General features: G+C 70.2%; 18 protein-coding genes and 1 pseudogene. 17 read left to right on the top strand and 2 right to left on the bottom strand.

Annotated elements, in window-relative coordinates; translation table 11 throughout:
• Nucleotides 1-126 precede the first annotated feature (126 nt).
• The 15 genes and pseudogenes from pgsA (at nt 127) to ACP4J3_RS46445 (ending at nt 15,605) form a co-directional block, all read left to right on the top strand.
• Nucleotides 127-890 (top strand): annotated as a pseudogene (pgsA, locus tag ACP4J3_RS46375) (phosphatidylinositol phosphate synthase).
• The gene (locus ACP4J3_RS46380; RefSeq protein ID WP_426543536.1) at nt 887-1,795 is read left to right on the top strand and encodes a phosphatidylinositol mannoside acyltransferase; all 909 of its coding nucleotides are present in this window, start codon (nt 887-889) and stop codon (nt 1,793-1,795) included. Before pgsA ends, ACP4J3_RS46380 begins: the two are co-directional and overlap by 4 nt.
• Nucleotides 1,792-2,967 (top strand): glycosyltransferase family 4 protein, encoded by a 1,176-nt coding sequence (locus ACP4J3_RS46385; protein WP_426543538.1) that lies wholly within the window; start codon nt 1,792-1,794, stop codon nt 2,965-2,967. The genes ACP4J3_RS46380 and ACP4J3_RS46385 overlap by 4 nt, the downstream gene beginning before the upstream one ends.
• A 190-nt stretch (nt 2,968-3,157) precedes the next feature.
• Entirely contained in the window at nt 3,158-3,700 is a 543-nt protein-coding gene (locus ACP4J3_RS46390; RefSeq protein WP_426543540.1) for a hypothetical protein, read from the top strand.
• A 129-nt stretch (nt 3,701-3,829) separates the two neighbouring features.
• Nucleotides 3,830-4,735: a pyridoxal 5'-phosphate synthase lyase subunit PdxS gene (gene pdxS, locus ACP4J3_RS46395; protein ID WP_426543542.1), complete on the top strand. Its 906-nt coding sequence runs from the start codon at nt 3,830-3,832 to the stop codon at nt 4,733-4,735.
• Nucleotides 4,736-4,748: 13 nt separating this feature from the next.
• Entirely contained in the window at nt 4,749-5,357 is a 609-nt protein-coding gene (gene pdxT, locus ACP4J3_RS46400; RefSeq protein WP_426543544.1) for a pyridoxal 5'-phosphate synthase glutaminase subunit PdxT, read from the top strand.
• A 48-nt stretch (nt 5,358-5,405) separates the two neighbouring features.
• Entirely contained in the window at nt 5,406-6,158 is a 753-nt protein-coding gene (locus ACP4J3_RS46405; RefSeq protein WP_188286953.1) for a YebC/PmpR family DNA-binding transcriptional regulator, read from the top strand.
• 110 nt (nt 6,159-6,268) lie between these two features.
• Nucleotides 6,269-6,808 (top strand): crossover junction endodeoxyribonuclease RuvC, encoded by a 540-nt coding sequence (gene ruvC, locus ACP4J3_RS46410; RefSeq protein WP_426543546.1) that lies wholly within the window; start codon nt 6,269-6,271, stop codon nt 6,806-6,808.
• Nucleotides 6,805-7,410 carry a Holliday junction branch migration protein RuvA gene (ruvA, locus tag ACP4J3_RS46415; protein ID WP_426543548.1) on the top strand — a complete coding sequence of 202 codons (606 nt, stop codon included), beginning with the start codon at nt 6,805-6,807 and terminating at the stop codon, nt 7,408-7,410. Before ruvC ends, ruvA begins: the two co-directional genes overlap by 4 nt.
• A gap of 57 nt (nt 7,411-7,467) precedes the next feature.
• Complete coding sequence (gene ruvB / locus ACP4J3_RS46420; protein ID WP_426543550.1) at nt 7,468-8,535, top strand: Holliday junction branch migration DNA helicase RuvB; 1,068 nt, start codon at nt 7,468-7,470, stop codon at nt 8,533-8,535.
• Nucleotides 8,536-8,711: 176 nt separating this feature from the next.
• Entirely contained in the window at nt 8,712-9,209 is a 498-nt protein-coding gene (gene yajC / locus ACP4J3_RS46425; RefSeq protein WP_426543552.1) for a preprotein translocase subunit YajC, read from the top strand.
• 132 nt (nt 9,210-9,341) lie between these two features.
• Nucleotides 9,342-11,081: a protein translocase subunit SecD gene (gene secD / locus ACP4J3_RS46430; RefSeq protein WP_426543554.1), complete on the top strand. Its 1,740-nt coding sequence runs from the start codon at nt 9,342-9,344 to the stop codon at nt 11,079-11,081.
• A 3-nt stretch (nt 11,082-11,084) separates the two neighbouring features.
• A complete protein-coding gene (gene secF / locus ACP4J3_RS46435; RefSeq protein WP_426543556.1) occupies nt 11,085-12,197 on the top strand; it encodes a protein translocase subunit SecF in 1,113 nt (370 codons plus the stop codon).
• A complete protein-coding gene (locus tag ACP4J3_RS46440) occupies nt 12,194-12,733 on the top strand; it encodes an adenine phosphoribosyltransferase (RefSeq protein ID WP_426543558.1) in 540 nt (179 codons plus the stop codon). The genes secF and ACP4J3_RS46440 overlap by 4 nt, the downstream gene beginning before the upstream one ends.
• Nucleotides 12,734-13,082: 349 nt before the next feature.
• Nucleotides 13,083-15,605 carry a RelA/SpoT family protein gene (locus tag ACP4J3_RS46445; protein WP_426543560.1) on the top strand — a complete coding sequence of 841 codons (2,523 nt, stop codon included), beginning with the start codon at nt 13,083-13,085 and terminating at the stop codon, nt 15,603-15,605.
• Between the two features lie 56 nt (nt 15,606-15,661).
• On the opposite strand, the gene ACP4J3_RS46450 is transcribed toward ACP4J3_RS46445, so the two are convergent.
• Nucleotides 15,662-16,891: a DUF349 domain-containing protein gene (locus ACP4J3_RS46450; protein ID WP_426543562.1), complete on the bottom strand. Its 1,230-nt coding sequence runs from the start codon at nt 16,889-16,891 to the stop codon at nt 15,662-15,664.
• A 135-nt stretch (nt 16,892-17,026) separates the two neighbouring features.
• Nucleotides 17,027-17,845: a peptidylprolyl isomerase gene (locus tag ACP4J3_RS46455; RefSeq protein WP_426543564.1), complete on the bottom strand. Its 819-nt coding sequence runs from the start codon at nt 17,843-17,845 to the stop codon at nt 17,027-17,029.
• A 180-nt stretch (nt 17,846-18,025) separates the two neighbouring features.
• On the opposite strand from ACP4J3_RS46455, the gene ACP4J3_RS46460 reads away from it, so the two are divergent.
• Together ACP4J3_RS46460 and hisS are read left to right on the top strand one after the other, a co-directional pair.
• Nucleotides 18,026-18,733, top strand: a complete 708-nt coding sequence (locus tag ACP4J3_RS46460; RefSeq protein WP_426543566.1) for an MBL fold metallo-hydrolase — start codon at nt 18,026-18,028, stop codon at nt 18,731-18,733.
• Nucleotides 18,734-18,744: 11 nt separating this feature from the next.
• On the top strand, nt 18,745-20,007 hold the full coding sequence (gene hisS / locus ACP4J3_RS46465; protein ID WP_426543568.1) for a histidine--tRNA ligase: 1,263 nt from the start codon (nt 18,745-18,747) through the stop codon (nt 20,005-20,007).
• Nucleotides 20,008-20,119: the final 112 nt, after the last annotated feature.

A 20,119-nucleotide genomic window follows, 5' to 3' on the forward strand; every position in this document is an offset into this window, starting at 1 on the left:
AGCTTTCCACTCCCGTCACGGTGCGTCCATACGGCGGACGCGATCGCGCCGTCCCACGCCGGTGGATCTCCCCGCCGACCCCCGCAACGAGTGCCCGGCGGTCGCACTGACGCGCGCGTGGCTACGATGGGCCAGCCGGTGGCCAGCAGGGGCCGCACGGTGCCACACCGACCCTCGGGAAGGCCATGCTGAACAAGTACGCGCGTGCGTTCTTCACGCGTGTCCTCACGCCGTTCGCCGCATTTCTGATCAGGAGGGGCGTCAGCCCTGACACGGTCACCCTGATCGGCACCGCCGGTGTGGTCGCGGGCGCCCTGGTCTTCTACCCCATGGGCGAGTTCTTCTGGGGCACGGTCGTGATCACGCTCTTCGTGTTCTCCGACCTCGTCGACGGGAACATGGCCCGCCAGCTCGGCCGCTCCAGCCGCTGGGGCGCCTTCCTGGACTCCACCCTCGACCGGGTCGCCGACGCCGCGATCTTCGGCGGCTTCATCCTCTGGTACGCCGGTGACGGCGACGACCTCGTGCTGTGCGCGGTGTCGATCTTCTGCCTGGCCAGCGGCCAGGTGGTGTCGTACACCAAGGCCCGCGGCGAGTCGATCGGCCTGCCGGTGGCCGTCAACGGCCTGGTCGAGCGCGCCGAGCGCCTGGTGATCTCGCTGGTCGCGGCCGGTCTCGCGGGCATGCACAAGTTCGGGGTACCCGGCATCCAGTACCTGCTGCCCGTCGCCCTGTGGATCGTCGCCGTCGGCAGCCTCGTCACGCTGATCCAGCGGGTCGTCACGGTCCGCCGCGAGTCGGCCGAGGTGGAGGCCGCCGAGGGAGCGCAGGAGAAGCCGCAGAACGCCTCTCAGCAGAACGCCTCTCAAGGGAGCGAGGCAGCCAAGTGAGTGCCCAGGAGCGGCTCACGGACGCGCTGTACGGGCTCGGCTGGGGCACGGTCAGGAAACTCCCCGAGCCGGCCGCCGTACGCCTCGGGCGCACCATCGCCGACATCGCCTGGAAGCAGCGCGGCAAGGGCGTCCAGCGCCTGGAGAGCAACTACGCGCGCGTGGTGCCCGACGCGAGCCCGCAGCGCCTCGCCGAGCTCTCGCGCGCGGGCATGCGCTCGTATCTGCGCTACTGGATGGAGTCCTTCCGGCTGCCCGCCTGGAGCGCCGAGCGCATAAAGAACGGCTTCGACCCCAAGGACGTCCACCACCTCACCGACGGCCTCGCCTCCGGCCAGGGCGTCATCCTCGCCCTGCCGCACCTGGCCAACTGGGACCTCGCGGGCGCCTGGGTCACCACCAAGCTGCAGACGCCGTTCGCGACGGTCGCCGAGCGCCTCAAGCCCGAGACGCTCTACGACCGCTTCGTCGCCTACCGCGAGGGCCTAGGCATGGAGGTTCTGCCGCACAGCGGCGGCACCGCCTTCGGCACCCTGGCCCGCAGGCTGCGCGACGGCGGCCTGGTCTGCCTGGTCGCCGACCGCGACCTGTCCGCCTCCGGCGTCGAGGTCGACTTCTTCGGCGCCACGGCCCGGATGCCGGCCGGACCGGCACTGCTCGCCCAGCAGACCGGGGCGCTGCTGCTCCCCGTGACGCTCTGGTACGACGACTCCCCGGTCATGCAGGGCAGGGTCCACCCCCCGGTCGAGGTACCCGGGACAGGTGACCGGGCCGAGAAGACGTCTGTCATGACACAGGCGCTGGCCGACGCCTTCGCCTCGGGAATCGCCGAACATCCGGAGGACTGGCACATGCTCCAGCGCTTGTGGCTCGACGACCTCGACCCCACGAAGGGACCCTCGTGAGGATCGGCATCGTCTGCCCCTACTCCTGGGACGTCCCAGGCGGCGTCCAGTTCCACATCCGCGACCTCGCCGAGTACTTCATCCGGCTCGGCCACGAGGTGTCCGTCCTCGCCCCCGCCGACGACGACACCCCGCTCCCGCCGTACGTCGTCTCGGCGGGCCGCGCCGTCCCCGTGCCGTACAACGGCTCGGTCGCCCGTCTGAACTTCGGCTTCCTGTCGGCGGCCCGGGTGCGCCGCTGGCTGCACGACGGCCGGTTCGACGTCATCCACATCCACGAGCCGACGTCACCGTCGCTCGGCCTGCTGACGTGCTGGGCGGCCCAGGGCCCCATCGTCGCCACCTTCCACACCTCCAACCCCCGCTCCAGGGCGATGATCGCCGCGTACGCCATCCTCCAGGCGGCCCTGGAGAAGATCAGCGCCCGGATCGCGGTGAGCGAGTACGCCCGGCGCACGCTGGTGGAGCACCTGGGCGGCGACGCGGTGGTCATCCCCAACGGCGTCGACGTCGACTTCTTCGCCAAGGCCGAGCCCAACCCCGACTGGCAGGGAGACACGATCGGCTTCATCGGCCGCATCGACGAGCCCCGCAAGGGCCTGCCGGTCCTGATGAAGGCTCTGCCGAAGATCCTCGCCGCCCGCCCGCAGACCAGGCTCCTCGTGGCGGGACGCGGCGACGAGAAGGAGGCGGTGGAGAGCCTCCCCGCCGAACTGCGCGCCCGCGTCGAGTTCCTCGGGATGATCAGCGACGAGGACAAGGCCCGCTTCCTGCGCAGCGTCGACCTGTACGTCGCTCCCAACACCGGCGGCGAGAGCTTCGGGATCATCCTGGTCGAGGCGATGTCGGCCGGCGCCCCCGTCCTCGCCTCCGACCTCGACGCCTTCGCCCAGGTCCTCGACCAGGGCGCGGCCGGCGAACTGTTCGCCAACGAGGACGCGGACGCCCTCGCCGAGGCGGCCGTACGCCTCCTGGAGGACCCGGCGCGCCGGGCGGAACTGCGGGAGCGGGGCAGCGCGCACGTACGCCGCTTCGACTGGTCGACCGTCGGCGCGGACATCCTGTCGGTGTACGAGACGGTGACGGCGGGCGCGGCGGCGGTGGCGGCGGACGAGCGGGCCGGGGGCGGCGGGAGCGGGTTGCGGGCCCGGTTGGGGTTGGCGCGGGAGTGACGGGGCGCCTGGGGGCTTTCGGCGCCGGTTGATGTAAAGGCGCCGGTCGGTGGAAATCAGCCCGTCCGGCGTTTGAGGGCGAGGCCCCCTTCAGGGCCGAAGCGGGGCTCTGGGGGCGACCGCGTCCGGCAACGGCACCACCAGCGCCCCGCACGGCGTACGGCTCACCCCGCGGAGCTAAGGTGCGGCCGTGACCGCAACCCTCATCTGGATCCTCGTCGCCCTCGTCGTCATCGGCCTCTACCTGAGTTGGACCGCGGGCCGCCTCGACCGGCTGCACGCCAGGATCGACGCGGCGCGCGCCGCGCTCGACGCGCAGTTGCTGCGCCGTGCCTCGGTGGCCCAGGAGCTGGCCACCTCCGGCGTACTGGATCCGGCCGCGTCGATCGTCCTGTACGAGTCCGCCCACGCCGCCCGCCAGGCCGAGGAGGAGCTGCGGGAGGTCGCCGAGAGCGACCTCAGCCAGGCGCTGCGGGCGGTGTTCTCCGTGCCCCAGCAGGTGGAGGCCGTACGGGAGGCGCCCGGGGGCGAGGAAGCGGCCCGTGAGCTGACCGAGGCGGTCCGCCGGGTACCGATGGCCCGGCGCTTCCACAACGACGCCGTACGGGCCGCCAGAGCGCTGCGCAGGCACCGCAAGGTCCGCTGGTTCCGGCTGGCCGGCCACGCGCCGTTCCCCATGGCCTTCGAGATGGACGACGAGCCGCCGGCGGCCCTCGCCGACCGGGCCGCCTGACCAGCGCGTTCGCGCCACCGGGCCGGAAAAGGATCCACCGGCTGCTCATTGGCCCTTGCTGTGGCCTGGTCCGCTCCCGTTTCCTCGGTGCTTGCAGTAACCCTCTTTTTCCACCGAGTGAGGTCACCCGTGTCCATCTCCGAAATCCAGACCCCCGAGACCGGTACCGCCCGCGTGAAGCGCGGCATGGCCGAGCAGCTCAAGGGTGGCGTGATCATGGACGTCGTCACGCCGGAGCAGGCGAAGATCGCCGAGGACGCGGGCGCCGTCGCCGTCATGGCCCTGGAGCGGGTTCCGGCCGACATCCGCAAGGACGGCGGCGTGGCCCGTATGTCCGACCCGGACATGATCGAGGGCATCATCGACGCCGTCTCGATTCCGGTCATGGCCAAGTCCCGCATCGGCCACTTCGTCGAGGCCCAGGTCCTGCAGTCCCTCGGCGTCGACTACATCGACGAGTCCGAGGTCCTCACCCCGGCCGACGAGGTCAACCACTCCGACAAGTGGGCCTTCACGACCCCCTTCGTCTGCGGCGCCACCAACCTGGGCGAGGCCCTGCGCCGGATCGCCGAGGGCGCGGCCATGATCCGCTCCAAGGGCGAGGCCGGCACCGGCAACGTCGTCGAGGCCGTCCGCCACCTGCGCCAGATCAAGAACGAGATCGCCAAGCTGCGCGGCTTCGACAACCACGAGCTGTACGCCGCCGCCAAGGAGCTGCGCGCCCCGTACGAGCTGGTCAAGGAGGTCGCCGAACTCGGCAAGCTCCCGGTCGTGCTGTTCTCCGCCGGCGGCGTCGCCACCCCGGCCGACGCCGCCCTGATGCGACAGCTCGGCGCCGAGGGCGTCTTCGTCGGCTCCGGCATCTTCAAGTCGGGCGACCCGGCCAAGCGCGCCGCCGCCATCGTCAAGGCGACCACCTTCTACGACGACCCGAAGATCATCGCGGACGCGTCCCGCAACCTCGGCGAGGCCATGGTCGGCATCAACTGCGACACCCTCCCCGAGGCCGAGCGCTACGCCAACCGCGGCTGGTAAGGCACCGGATTCCATGAGCGACACCCCCGTCATAGGCGTCCTGGCCCTCCAGGGCGACGTACGGGAGCACCTCATCGCCCTGGCCGCGGCCGACGCCGCGGCCAGGCCGGTGCGGCGCCCCGAAGAGCTCGCCGAGGTCGACGGCCTCGTCATCCCCGGCGGCGAGTCCACGACCATCTCCAAGCTGGCCGTCCTCTTCGGCGTGATGGAGCCCCTACGCGCGCGCGTGCGCGACGGCATGCCCGTCTACGGCACCTGCGCCGGCATGATCATGCTCGCCGACAAGATCCTCGACCCGCGCTCGGGCCAGGAGACGATCGGCGGCATCGACATGATCGTGCGCCGCAACGCCTTCGGACGCCAGAACGAGTCCTTCGAGGCGGCCATCCACATCAAGGGCGTGGCGGGCGATCCTGTGGAGGGCGTCTTCATCCGCGCCCCCTGGGTCGAGTCCGTCGGCGCCGAGGCCGAGGTCCTCGCCGAGCACGACGGCCACATCGTCGCGGTCCGCCAGGGCAACGCGCTGGCCACGTCGTTCCATCCGGAACTGACCGGCGACCACCGCGTGCACGGCCTGTTCGTCGACATGGTGCGCGCGAACCGGGCAGCCGAGTCCTTGTAGGATCTCTGGCGTTCGTTCATAGATGGGTTACGCGAAGGAGACAGGCAGATGTCCGGCCACTCTAAATGGGCCACGACGAAGCACAAGAAGGCCGTCATCGATGCCAAGCGCGGCAAGCTCTTCGCGAAGCTGATCAAGAACATCGAGGTGGCGGCGCGCATGGGCGGCGTCGACCTCGACGGCAACCCGACGCTCTACGACGCCGTTCAGAAGGCCAAGAAGCAGTCGGTGCCGAACAAGAACATCGACTCCGCGATCAAGCGCGGTGGCGGTCTCGAGGCCGGCGGCGCCGACTACGAGACGATCATGTACGAGGGCTACGGCCCGAACGGCGTCGCGGTGCTCATCGAGTGCCTCACCGACAACCGCAACCGCGCCGCCTCCGACGTCCGCGTCGCCATGACCCGCAACGGCGGCTCCATGGCCGACCCCGGCTCGGTGTCGTACATGTTCAGCCGCAAGGGCGTCGTCATCGTCCCCAAGGGCGAGCTGACCGAGGACGACGTCCTGACCGCCGTCCTGGACGCGGGCGCCGAGGAGGTCAACGACCTCGGTGAGTCCTTCGAGGTCATCAGCGAGGCCACCGACCTGGTCGCGGTCCGCACCGCCCTGCAGGAGGCCGGCATCGACTACGACTCCGCCGACTCCAGCTTCGTGCCCTCCGTCCAGGTCGAACTGGACGAGGAAGGCGCCAAGAAGATCTTCAAGCTGATCGACGCGCTCGAGGACAGCGACGACGTGCAGAACGTCTTCGCCAACTTCGACGTCAGCGACGAGATCATGGAGAAGGTCGACGCGTAACGCCGCCGCGAGCTGTACGGCTCAACGGGCCGACGGGACACACCCGTCGGCCCGTCGCATTGTCAGCGGTACCCGATAGCCTGCACAAACAGGCGATCGAAGGAGGGGCGGTGCGCGTACTCGGGGTGGACCCCGGACTGACGCGGTGTGGTGTGGGCGTCGTCGAGGGGGTCGCGGGCCGTCCGCTGACGATGGTGGGCGTCGGCGTCGTCCGCACGCCGGTGGACGCCGAGTTGGGCCATCGCCTGGTCGCCATCGAGCACGGCATCGAAGCCTGGCTGGACGAGCACAGGCCCGAATGCGTCGCCGTGGAGCGGGTGTTCAGCCAGCACAACGTACGCACGGTGATGGGCACCGCCCAGGCGAGCGCCGTCGCCATGCTCTGCGCCGCCCGCCGCGGCATCCCCGTGGCACTGCACACCCCCAGCGAGGTCAAGGCCGCCGTCACCGGAAGCGGGCGCGCCGACAAGGCCCAGGTCGGCGCCATGGTGACCCGGCTGCTGCGGCTCAGCGCCCCGCCCAAGCCGGCCGACGCCGCCGACGCCCTCGCGCTCGCCATCTGCCACATCTGGCGCGCCCCCGCGCAGAACCGACTCCAGCAGGCCGTCGCCCTGCACACCGCCAAAGCACCGAAAGGCCGTACGGCATGATCGCCTTCGTCAGCGGCACAGTGGCCGCACTCGCTCCGGACGCCGCGGTCGTCGAGGTGGGCGGGGTCGGCATGGCCGTCCAGTGCACGCCGAACACCCTGTCCACGCTGCGCCTCGGCCAGCCCGCCAAGCTGCACACCTCGCTGGTGGTCCGCGAGGACTCCCTCACGCTGTACGGCTTCGCGGACGACGACGAGCGGCAGACGTTCGAGCTGCTCCAGACCGCGAGCGGCGTCGGCCCGAGGCTGGCCCAGGCGATGCTGGCGGTGCACTCGCCCGACGCCCTGCGCAGAGCCGTCGCCACCGCCGACGAGAAGTCGCTCACCGCCGTCCCCGGCATCGGCAAGAAGGGCGCCCAGAAGCTGCTCCTGGAGCTGAAGGACCGCCTGGGCGAACCGATCGGCGCGCCCGCCGTCGGCGCCCCGGTCACCCAGGGCTGGCGCGACCAACTGCACGCCGCGCTGATCGGCCTCGGCTACGCGACCCGCGAGGCCGACGAGGCGGTCGCCGCGGTGACCCCGCAGGCCGAGGCCACCGAGGGCACGCCGCAGGTCGGCCAGTTGCTGAAGGCGGCGCTGCAGACCCTCAACCGAGCACGCTGACCGGCCACGTGAAGACACCCGCGTACGACACCCATTGCGACCCCCGAGGCACACTCAATGAACTGGGACGACACGACCGACACCCCCACCCCCGAGCGGCTGGTGGACTCTGTCGCCGACCGTGAGGACCAGGCCGTCGAGGCCGCCCTGCGCCCGAAGGACCTGGGCGAGTTCATCGGCCAGGAGAAGGTGCGCGAGCAACTCGACCTCGTCCTGCGCGCCGCACGCGCGCGCGGCGCCACCGCCGACCACGTGCTGCTCTCCGGTGCGCCCGGCCTGGGCAAGACCACCCTGTCGATGATCATCGCGGCCGAGATGGGCGCCCCCATCCGCATCACCTCCGGCCCCGCCATCCAGCACGCCGGCGATCTCGCCGCGATCCTCTCCTCCCTCCAGGAGGGCGAGGTCCTCTTCCTCGACGAGATCCACCGCATGTCCCGGCCCGCCGAGGAGATGCTGTACATGGCGATGGAGGACTTCCGCGTCGACGTGATCGTCGGCAAGGGTCCGGGCGCCACCGCCATCCCGCTGGAGCTGCCCCCGTTCACCCTGGTCGGCGCCACCACGCGCGCGGGCCTGCTGCCGCCCCCGCTGCGCGACCGCTTCGGCTTCACCGCGCACATGGAGTTCTACGAGCCCGTCGAACTGGAGCGCGTCATCCACCGCTCCGCCAACCTGCTCGACGTCGAGATCGAGGCCGACGGCGCCACCGAGATCGCGGGCCGCTCCCGCGGGACCCCCCGTATCGCCAACCGCCTGCTGCGCCGGGTACGCGACTACGCTCAGGTCAAGGCGGACGGGATCATCACCCGGGACATCGCCGGAGCCGCCCTCGCCGTGTACGAGGTCGACGAGCGCGGCCTGGACCGGCTCGACCGCGCCGTCCTCGAGGCCCTGCTCAAGCTGTTCGGCGGCGGTCCCGTCGGGCTGTCCACGCTGGCGGTCGCGGTGGGGGAGGAGCGCGAGACCGTCGAGGAGGTGGCCGAACCCTTCCTGGTGCGGGAGGGCCTGCTCGCCCGCACTCCCCGTGGCCGGGTCGCCACCCCCGCCGCATGGGCCCACCTCGGCCTCACCCCGCCCCGCTCCGCCGCGGGAAACGGACAACAGGACCTGTTCGGGGCGTGATGGATCTGTGACGGCGAGCTCAGTGGCCGGAGCAGGAACCCCGGTGCCATGCTGAGCGTTGTTCCATGCGCGGATGCTCGCTTAGACTCCGCCGATGCCGCCTTTGTCGGCGGCACACAAATCCCCCAACCATCAGGCCGCTCACCATCGCGGTCGTGTGAAGGAAGTTCCGACCCGTGAGTCTCGTGACCCTCCTCCCGTTCATCGTGCTCATCGGGGCCATGTTCCTGATGACCCGGTCGGCCAAGAAGAAGCAGCAACAGGCCGCCGACATGCGGAACCAGATGCAGCCCGGATCCGGTGTCCGCACGATCGGGGGCATGTACGCCACCGTCAAGGAGGTCAGCGACGACACCGTCCTCCTCGACGCCGGCCCGGGCGTGGAGCTCCTCTTCGCCAAGAACGCGATCGGTGCCGTCCTCTCCGACGACGAGTACAACCGCATCGTGCACGGCATCGAGCACGACCTGAAGTCCGACGTCGTCCCGGACGACGCCTCCTCCCTCACCGAGACCGACGAGCCCGCCGCTGCCGCCGCCTCCGACGAGAAGTCCGTCGACCTCGGTAAGAAGGACGAGACGGAAGAGGCGGACGCGCCGTCCGACGCCGTGACCGCCGACGCGAAGGCGGACGACGAGTCGAAGAAGACCGACGGCGACTCCGACGCGAAGTAGCCATGTTCCGGGGCGCGCGGGCCGCGCCTGCGCGCCCCCGGGCATGCCGACTTCGCACGGGATCCCGACACCATGCCATGGCCGCCCGTCCCCCGACCCGGGGCGAGACGGCCCGAGAGGGAGTACGAGAAGGTGGCAGCACCTAAGAGGGGCCGGAACGCGAGCGCCCAGAGCAAGCCAGGGCGCTCGCTGGCCCTCATCCTGATCGCCATCGCGGCGCTCACCGGGGGAATGTTCGCCTCGGGGCACACCACTCCGCGACTCGGCATCGACCTGGCCGGCGGCACGAGCATCACGCTGGAGGCGCGCAACGAGCCCGGCCAGCCCAACGCGATCAACAAGACCAACATGGACACTGCGGTCGCGATCATGGAGCGCCGCGTCAACGGTCTCGGCGTCCAAGAAGCCGAGGTGCAGACGCAGGGCAACAGCAACATCATCGTCAACATCCCCAAGGGCACCAACTCCAAGCAGGCCCGGGACCAGGTCGGCACCACCGCCAAGCTCTACTTCCGCCCGGTCCTCGCCACCGAGGTCTCCGGCGGCGCCGCGACTCCCACGCCCACGCCGAGCGCCTCCGGCAGCGCCCCGGCCGACTCCGGCGACAAGGCGACCGACAAGGCGACTCCCTCCGGCTCGGCCAGCCCGTCGGCGAGCTCCACCACCCAGGGCCGCGCGGTCACCGACGCCCTGAAGGCCGACCCCACGCCGTCCGACAGCGCCTCTCCCTCCGCGAGCGGCAGCCCCACCGGTGACCCGGCGAGCGGCAAGCTCGAAGCGCAGTACGCCGCCCTGGACTGCACCAAGGAGTCGGCCCGCGCCAAGGCGGGCGACGGCGCCAAGCCCTCCGAACCCACCGTCGCCTGCGGTCAGAACTCGCAGGGCCAGTGGCAGAAGTACATCCTCGGCCCCGCCGAGGTCGACGGCACCGACGTCGACGACGCCCAGGCCGTCTTCAACACTCAGTCCGGCGCCGGCTGGACCGTGACCATGAAGTTCACCGGCGCGGGCGCCAAGAAGTTCGCCGACATCACCGGCAAGCTGGCCAAGAACCAGTCCCCGCAGAACCAGTTCGCCATCGTCCTGGACGGCGACGTGGTCTCCGACCCCTTCGTCCGCGAGGCCCTGACGGGCGGCAACGCCGAGATCTCCGGCAACTTCAACCAGGAGTCGGCCCAGAGCCTCGCCAACATGCTGTCGTACGGCGCGCTCCCGCTGTCCTTCGTGGAACAGAGCGTCACCACCGTCAGCCCCGCCCTCGGTGGCGACCAACTGGAGGCCGGTCTGATCGCCGGCGCCATCGGACTCGCCCTGGTCGTCCTCTACCTGCTGGTCTACTACCGCGGCCTGTCGTTCGTCGCCGTCCTCTCGCTGCTGGTCTCCGCCGCCCTCACCTACACGATCATGTCGCTGCTGGGCCCGGCCATCGGCTTCGCACTGAACCTGCCGGCGGTGTGTGGTGCGATCGTCGCGATCGGTATCACCGCGGACTCGTTCATCGTGTACTTCGAACGCATCCGGGACGAGATCCGCGAGGGCCGTTCGCTGCGCCCCGCGGTCGAGCGGGCCTGGCCGCGCGCCCGGCGCACCGTCCTGGTCTCCGACTTCGTGTCGTTCCTCGCCGCGGCCGTGCTGTTCGTGGTCAGTGTCGGCAAGGTGCAGGGCTTCGCGTTCACGCTCGGCCTGACCACTCTGCTCGACGTGGTCGTCGTCTTCTTCTTCACCAAGCCCCTGATGACGATCCTCGCCCGCAAGAAGTTCTTCGCCGGCGGTCATCGCTGGTCGGGTCTCGACCCGAAGAGCCTGGGTGCCAAGCCGCCGCTGCGCCGCACCCGCCGTCCCTCCGCCCCCATCGAACCGAAGGAGGCGTGAGAGATGTCCAAGCTCGGCGACCTCGGCGCCCGACTGCACCGTGGCGAGATCGGTTACGACTTCGTCAAGAACCGCAAGATCTGGTACGGCATCTCGATCCTGATCACCATCGTCGCCATCGCCGGCCTGGCCGTGCGCGGCCTGAACATGGGCATCGAGTTCCAGGGCGGCGCCGTCTTCAACACTCCGAAGACGAGCGTGTCGGTCTCCCAGGCGGAGGAGTACGCGGAAGACGCCTCCGGCCACGACGCGATCGTCCAGAAGCTCGGCAACGACACCCTGCGTATCCAGGTCGCCGGTATCGACACCGACCGCGCCGACCAGATCAAGGAGGAGCTCGCCAAGGACCTCAGGCTCGACCCGGAGCGGCTCAACGCCGAACTGGTCGGCCCCAGCTGGGGTGACCAGATCGCCAACAAGGCCTGGCAGGGCCTCGGCATCTTCCTGGTCCTCGTCGTGATCTATCTGGCGATCGCCTTCGAGTGGCGCATGGCGGTCGCCGCCTTCGTGGCCCTGATCCACGACATCACCATCACGGTCGGCATCTACTCCCTCGTCGGCTTCGAGGTCACGCCCGGTACGGTGATCGGTCTGCTGACGATCCTCGGTTACTCGCTCTACGACACGGTCGTCGTCTTCGACAGCCTCAAGGAGCAGACCAAGGACATCACCAAACAGACCCGGTGGACCTACAGCGACATCGCCAACCACTCGATCAACAGCACTCTGGTCCGCTCCATCAACACCACCGTGGTCGCGCTGCTGCCCGTGGCGGGGCTGCTGTTCATCGGTGGCGGTTTCCTCGGCGCCGGCATGCTCAACGACATCTCGCTGTCGCTGTTCGTCGGTCTCGCGGCCGGTGCGTACTCCTCGATCTTCATCGCCACGCCGCTCGTCGCCGACCTCAAGGAGCGCGAGCCGCAGATGAAGGCCCTGCGCAAGCGCGTGCTCGCCAAGCGAGCCCAGGCCGCGACGCAGGGCGGGCTCCCGGACACCCCGGTCACCGACGACGAAGGCGACGAGCCGGAGGACGCCGCCCCCGCGGTCGTCGGCCCGCGCCACCAGCCCGCGTCCCGCAACCGAGGCCGCGGCCGACCTTCGGGGAAGCGCCGATGACCGACGTCAAGGAGCTTCTGCTCAGCCGCATCCGCGATGTGGCGGACTACCCGGAGCCGGGCGTGATGTTCAAGGACATCACCCCGCTCCTGGCGGACCCGGCCGCGTTCACGGCGCTCACCGACGCGCTGGCCGAGATCGTCGGGAACACCGGGGCCACGAAGATCGTCGGCCTGGAGGCCCGCGGCTTCATCCTCGGCGCCCCGGTCGCCGTCCGCGCGGGCGTCGGCTTCATCCCGGTGCGCAAGGCGGGCAAGCTCCCCGGGGCGACCCTCAGCCAGGCGTACGACCTGGAGTACGGCTCGGCGGAGATCGAGGTCCACGCCGAGGACCTGAACTTGGGCGACCGCGTCCTCGTCATCGACGACGTCCTGGCCACGGGCGGCACCGCGGAGGCCTCGATCCAGCTCATCCGCCGGGCCGGCGCCGAGGTGGCAGGCCTGGCCGTCCTGATGGAACTGGGCTTCCTCGGCGGCCGCACCCGCCTGGAACCGGCCCTGGCCGGGGCCCCGCTGGAGTCGCTGCTCACCGTCTGACCCGAGCCGCACCGACCGCAGCACCGGATGCCGCGCACCTGCAGGCCAGGCGCGCGGCATCCGTGCGCCGAGCGTCGGCCCACGGATGCCGCTCGCCCTCCGACGGCGTGAAACCGGCGGTCATCCCTGCTGCGACGGACCGCGATCAAACCGCGCGTCAGCCACAGGAAACCCTCACGCCACCCCCAGGACACGGCGAGGACGGCCCACGGAATCCCGCGACAGCCCCTTGTGTTTCTCCGGTAGACGCCCCTCACATCGGGCTACGGGCGATCCTGGGGCGCAGGATCGCTACCATGGGGTCTCCGGAGCCTGACCGGGGGACCCGGATCGCGCACGAGGAGCCCTCTTGCCAGACGAGGCCCAGCACCTGACCGCCGCCAAGCCCGAGTCCGCCTCGGCCCCCGCGGCGAAGCCCGCGCCGAACGCGCCACACGCGAAGAACGACGCGCGCGGGACGGTCGAGCATGCCCAGTCCGCGCCCGTCGACAAGCCGGCCGAACCGCCCCGCCCCAAGCCCACGCCGTCGGCGCCCGCGGTCCGCCCGAACACCGGCCAGCCCGCCCGCACCGGCTCCTCCAACCGCGTCCGCGCCCGCCTCGCCCGCCTCGGCGTCCAGCGCTCCAACCCGTACAACCCGGTCCTGGAGCCCCTGCTGCGGATAGTCCGCAGCAACGACCCGAAGATCGAGACCGCCACCCTGCGCCAGATCGAGAAGGCCTACCAGGTCGCCGAGCGCTGGCACCGCGGCCAGAAGCGCAAGAGCGGCGACCCGTACATCACCCACCCGCTGGCGGTCACCACCATCCTCGCCGAGCTGGGTATGGATCCGGCCACCCTGATGGCGGGCCTGCTGCACGACACCGTCGAGGACACCGAGTACGGCCTCGACCAGCTCCGCCGCGACTTCGGCGAGTCGGTCGCCCTGCTCGTCGACGGCGTCACCAAGCTGGACAAGGTCAAGTTCGGCGAGGCCGCGCAGGCCGAGACCGTGCGCAAGATGGTCGTAGCCATGGCCAAGGACCCCCGCGTCCTGGTCATCAAGCTCGCCGACCGCCTGCACAACATGCGCACCATGCGCTACCTCAAGCGCGAGAAGCAGGAGAAGAAGGCGCGCGAGACCCTCGAGATCTACGCGCCGCTCGCCCACCGACTCGGCATGAACACCATCAAGTGGGAGCTGGAGGATCTCGCCTTCGCGATCCTCTACCCCAAGATGTACGACGAGATCGTACGGCTGGTGGCCGAGCGGGCACCGAAGCGTGACGAGTACCTGGCCATAGTGACCGACGAGGTGCAGCAGGACCTGCGCGCCGCCCGCATCAAGGCCACCGTCACCGGCCGCCCGAAGCACTACTACAGCGTCTACCAGAAGATGATCGTCCGCGGCCGCGACTTCGCGGAGATCTACGACCTGGTGGGCATCCGCGTCCTCGTCGACACGGTCCGCGACTGCTACGCCGCCCTCGGCACCGTGCACGCGCGATGGAACCCGGTCCCCGGCCGGTTCAAGGACTACATCGCGATGCCCAAGTTCAACATGTACCAGTCGCTGCACACGACGGTCATCGGCCCCAACGGCAAGCCGGTCGAACTCCAGATCCGCACGTTCGACATGCACCGCCGCGCCGAGTACGGCATCGCCGCGCACTGGAAGTACAAGCAGGAGGCCGTCGCCGGCACCTCCAAGGTCCGCACCGACGTGCCCAAGGCCGGCAAGGGCAAGGACGACCACCTCAACGACATGGCGTGGCTGCGCCAGCTCCTCGACTGGCAGAAGGAGACCGAGGACCCGGGCGAGTTCCTGGAGTCCCTGCGCTTCGACCTGTCCCGCAACGAGGTCTTCGTCTTCACCCCCAAGGGCGACGTCATAGCGCTCCCGGCGGGCGCCACCCCGGTCGACTTCGCGTACGCCGTCCACACCGAGGTCGGCCATCGCACCATAGGAGCGCGGGTCAACGGCCGTCTCGTACCGCTCGAATCCACCCTGGACAACGGCGACCTGGTGGAGGTCTTCACCTCCAAGGCACCCGGCGCGGGCCCCTCCCGCGACTGGCTCGGCTTCGTGAAGTCGCCGCGCGCCCGCAACAAGATCCGGGCCTGGTTCTCCAAGGAGCGCCGCGACGAGGCGATCGAGCAGGGCAAGGACGCCATCGTCCGCGCGATGCGCAAGCAGAACCTGCCGATCCAGCGCATCCTGACCGGCGACTCGCTCGTCACCCTCGCCCACGAGATGCGCTATGCGGACATCTCGGCGCTGTACGCGGCGATCGGCGAGGGCCATGTCTCCGCACAGAACATCGTGCAGAAACTGGTCCAGGCCCTCGGCGGCGAGGAAGCGGCCACGGAGGAGATCGACGAGTCGGTCCCGCCGACCCGCAGCCGCAGCCGCAAGCGCCGCTCCAGCGCCGACCCGGGCGTCATCGTCAAGGGCGTCGAGGACGTGTGGGTCAAGCTGGCCCGCTGCTGTACGCCCGTACCCGGCGACCCCATCATCGGCTTCGTCACGCGCGGTAGCGGCGTATCGGTTCACCGCAGCGACTGTGTGAACGTGGAGTCACTGTCCCGCGAGCCCGAGCGCATCCTCGAGGTCGAGTGGGCGCCGACCCAGTCCTCGGTCTTCCTGGTCGCCATCCAGGTCGAGGCCCTGGACCGCTCCCGCCTCCTGTCGGACGTCACCCGCGTCCTGTCCGACCAGCACGTCAACATCCTCTCCGCGGCCGTCCAGACCTCCCGCGACCGCGTCGCCACCTCCCGCTTCACCTTCGAGATGGGCGACCCGAAGCACCTCGGGCACGTCCTGAAGGCGGTCAGGGGAGTGGAGGGCGTGTACGACGTGTACCGCGTGACTTCGGCGCGCAGCCGGTCGTAGACGACATGCGAAAGGGCCCCGCACCCGAGGTGCGGGGCCCTTCACCGTACGGTCTCTCAGCCGCCGAACTCCTGCAGACCCTTCAGCGCCTGATCCAGCAGCGCCTGACGGCCCTCCAGCTCACGCTCCAGCTTGTCGGCCTTCGCGTTGTTGCCCTGGGCGCGCGCCTGCTCGATCTGGCCCTTGAGCTTGTCCACGGCGGCCTGGAGCTGACCGGTCAGCCCCTCGGCACGCGCGCGTGCCTCCGGGTTGGTCCGGCGCCACTCGGTCTCCTCGGCCTCCTGGATGGCCCGCTCGACGGCGTGCATCCGGCCCTCGACCTTCGGCCGGGCGTCCCGCGGCACATGGCCGATGGCCTCCCAGCGCTCGTTGATCGAGCGGAAGGCGGCACGCGCGCCCTTCAGATCGCTGATCGGCAGGAGCTTCTCGGCCTCACCGGCCAGCTCCTCCTTCAGCTTCAGGTTCTCGGCCTGCTCCGCGTCGCGCTCGGCGAACACCGAGCTGCGGGCGGCGAAGAAGATGTCCTGGGCGCCGCGGAAGCGGTTCCACAGGTCGTCCTCGTGCTCGCGCTGGGCGCGGCCCGCGGCCTTCCACTCCGACATCAGCTCGCGGTAGCGGGCTGCCGTCGGACCCCAGTCGGTCGAACCCGACAGCGACTCGGCCTCGGCGACCAGCCGCTCCTTGGCCCTGCGGGCCTGTTCGCGCTGCGCGTCCAACTGCGCGAAATGCGCCTTGCGCCGCTTGGAGAACGCCGACCGGGCGTGCGAGAAGCGGTGCCACAGCTCGTCGTCGGACTTGCGGTCCAGCCGCGGCAGGCCCTTCCAGGTGTCCACCAGGGCCCGCAGCCGCTCGCCGGCCGCCCGCCACTGGTCGGACTGCGCCAGCTCCTCGGCCTCCGTGACCAGCGCCTCCTTGGCGTGACGCGCCTCGTCGGACTGCCTCGCCCGCTGCGCCTTGCGCTCCTCGCGGCGCTTGGCGACCGTCTCGACGAGCTTGTCGAGCCGCGTGCGCAGGGCATCCAGATCACCGACCGCGTGGTGCGCGTCGACCTGCTCGCGCAGATGGTCGATCGCGGTCTGGGCGTCCTTCGCCGACAGGTCGGTGGTCTTCACTCGCTTTTCGAGGAGGCCGATCTCGACAACCAGGCCCTCGTACTTGCGCTCGAAATAGGCCAGCGCCTCCTCGGGGGTGCCGGCCTGCCAGGAACCGACGACCTGCTCGCCGTCGGCCGTACGCACGTACACGGTCCCCGTCTCGTCGACGCGGCCCCACGGGTCGCTGCTCACAGCGCCTCCTCCACATGATGCCTGCGAGGGGCTTGTGCTCCCCCGGGCATCGTCCACAGTTTCGTCACGGCCAACATAGGCGACCGGCGGGTTGCCTGTCCGCATCCCGCGCGACCGAAATTCCGCAGTTGGCGGTCAGGATTTCGTGACCGTCGCCTTGTTGATCACAACCGTCGCGTTCGGCGCCCCGTCGCCCTGGCCAGTGCTCTCGCCGGCGTCGGCAATCTTCTTGAGTACCTTCATGCCGGATTCGGAAACGGTACCGAACGGTGTGTAGCTGGGCGGAAGCTGACTGTCCTGGTACACCAGGAAGAACTGGCTGCCACCGGAGTTCTTCTGCCCGGTGTTCGCCATCGCCACCGTGCCCGCCGGGTAGATGTTGTCCTTCAGGCTTTTGTCCTTCAGGTTCTCGTCCGGAATCGTGTAGCCCGGACCGCCCGTGCCGGTGCCCGTCGGGTCGCCGCACTGGAGCACGTAGATGCCGTTGGTGGTGAGCCGGTGGCACTTGGAGTGGTCGAAGTAGCCCTTGCCGGCCAGGAAGTCGAACGAGTTGACCGTGTGCGGCGCGGCCGACGCCTTCAGGTCGATGTCTATGTCGCCGCACGTCGTCGCGAGCTTCATGGTGTACTTCGCCGACTTGTCGACCGTCAGCTCCGGCTCCTTCTTCCAGGTCGCCGTCTTGACCTTGCCGTCGGCCGGCTTCTCGCACGGGTCCGGCGCCTTGCTGGTCGGCGTCGGGCTGACCTCCGCGCCCGCGTTCTCGTTCTTGGTGCCGTCGTCCTTGAGCACTCCGGTCGTGTACAGCGCGAGGCTGCCGATGATCACGACGCCGAGCACCGACGCGATCACCGAGTTGCGCATGCGCGCCTTGCGTCGCGCGGTCGTACGCCGCTCCTGCTGCCTCAAGAACTTCTCCCGGGCGAGCTGACGCCGCCGCTGTTCCTGGCTGACCACCGGGTTCTCTCCTCATGCGTCGTATGTGTCGACCGGTACGCGTGTGTTCAGCGAGTCGACCGCCTGCGTGTGCCCCGTACCGTATATGGGTTCGCTGAGGAATCGGCAGCGCCGGTAGGCTCTGACGGCAGGCGGAGTCCGCCGACAAACCACTCGTGTCGACACAAACGAAGGACGATCGTGCTCATTGCCGGGTTCCCCGCCGGGGCCTGGGGGACGAACTGTTATCTCGTCGCCCCCGCCGCCGGTGAGGAGTGCGTGATCATCGACCCGGGCCACGAGGCGGCCCCTGGAGTCGAGGAGACGCTGAAGAAGCATCGGCTCAAGCCCGTCGCCGTCGTCCTCACCCACGGCCACCTCGACCATGTGGCCTCGGTCGTCCCGGTGTGCGGCGCGCACGACGTACCGGCCTGGATCCACCCCGAGGACCGGTACATGATGACCGACCCCGAGAAGGCGCTCGGCCGCTCCATCGGCATGCCGCTGCTGGGCGAGCTGACCATCGGGGAGCCGGACGACGTCAAGGAGCTGACCGACGGCTCGAAGCTGGAGCTGGCCGGTCTGGAGCTGACCGTCGCGCATGCGCCGGGCCATACCAAGGGGTCGGTGACCTTCGGCCTGCCCGAGGCGGCGGAGATCCCGCCGATCCTCTTCTCGGGCGACCTGCTGTTCGCCGGCTCCATCGGACGCACCGACCTGCCCGGCGGTGACATGGCCGAGATCCTCGACTCGCTGGCCCGCGTGTGCCTGCCGCTCGACGACTCGACCGTGGTGCTGTCCGGCCACGGCCCCCAGACGACCATCGGCCAGGAGCGCGCCACCAACCCCTATCTGCGGCAGGTGGCCGCCGGCCTGGGAGCCCAGGAAGCTCCCCGACGAGGAATGTGACGAGACCTTCCGTGAGCACCTTCAAGGCCCCCAAGGGCACGTACGACCTGATCCCGCCGGACTCCGCCAAGTACCTGGCCGTCCGCGAGGCGATCGCGGCTCCCCTGCGCAACTCCGGCTACGGCTACATCGAGACGCCCGGCTTCGAGACCGTCGAGCTGTTCGCGCGCGGCGTCGGCGAGTCCACCGACATCGTCACCAAGGAGATGTACGCCTTCGAGACCAAGGGCGGCGACCAGCTCGCCCTGCGCCCCGAGGGCACGGCCTCGGTCCTGCGCGCGGCCCTGGAGGCCAACCTGCACAAGGCGGGCAACCTCCCGGTCAAGCTCTGGTACTCGGGCTCCTACTACCGCTACGAGCGCCCCCAGAAGGGCCGCTACCGGCACTTCTCCCAGGTCGGCGCCGAGGCCATCGGTGCGGAAGACCCGGCGCTGGACGCCGAGTTGATCATCCTGGCCGACCAGGCGTACCGCTCGCTGGGCCTGAGCGACTTCCGGATCCTGCTCAACAGCCTGGGCGACAAGGAGTGCCGCCCCGTCTACCGGGCCGCGCTGGTGGACTTCCTGCGCGGCCTGGACCTGGACGAGGACACCCGCCGCCGCGTCGACATCAACCCGCTGCGCGTCCTCGACGACAAGCGCGAGTCGGTCCAGAAGCAGCTCACCGGCGCCCCGCTGCTGCGCGACTACCTCTGCGACGCCTGCAAGGCGTACCACGAGGAGGTCCGCGAGTTGATCACGGCGGCCGGCGTCTCCTTCGAGGACGACCCGAAGCTGGTGCGCGGCCTGGACTACTACACGCGCACCACCTTCGAGTTCGTCCACGACGGCCTGGGCTCCCAGTCCGCGGTGGGCGGCGGCGGCCGCTACGACGGACTGTCCGAGATGATCGGCGGCCCCGCACTGCCGTCCGTCGGCTGGGCGCTCGGCGTCGACCGCACGGTGCTCGCCCTGGAGGCGGAGGGCGTGCAGCTCCAACTCCCGGCGTCCACCAGCGTGTTCGCGGTGCCGCTCGGCGAGGAGGCCCGCCGGGTGCTGTTCGCCAAGGTCACCGAGTTGCGCAAGGTCGGCATCGCGGCCGACTTCTCCTACGGCGGCAAGGGCCTCAAGGGCGCCATGAAGAACGCCAACCGCAGCGGCGCCCGCTACACGATCGTGGCCGGCGAGCGCGACCTCGCCGAGGGGGTCGTACAGCTCAAGGACATGGACTCCGGCGAGCAGTCGGCCATCGGCGTCAACGAGATCGTCGCGGAGCTGGAAGCCCGATTGGGTTGATCTTCCCCGGCGGGGGGGGGGCGGCCCCCCCCCCCCCCCCCCCGCCGCCCCCCCGGCCACAAACCCCCCCCCCCCCCCCCACCCCGCGCTGTGAAGTGAAGCCACGCACCGG

Origin of the sequence: Streptomyces sp. UG1, assembly GCF_049974585.1 — a bacterium.
Classification (GTDB): domain Bacteria; phylum Actinomycetota; class Actinomycetes; order Streptomycetales; family Streptomycetaceae; genus Streptomyces.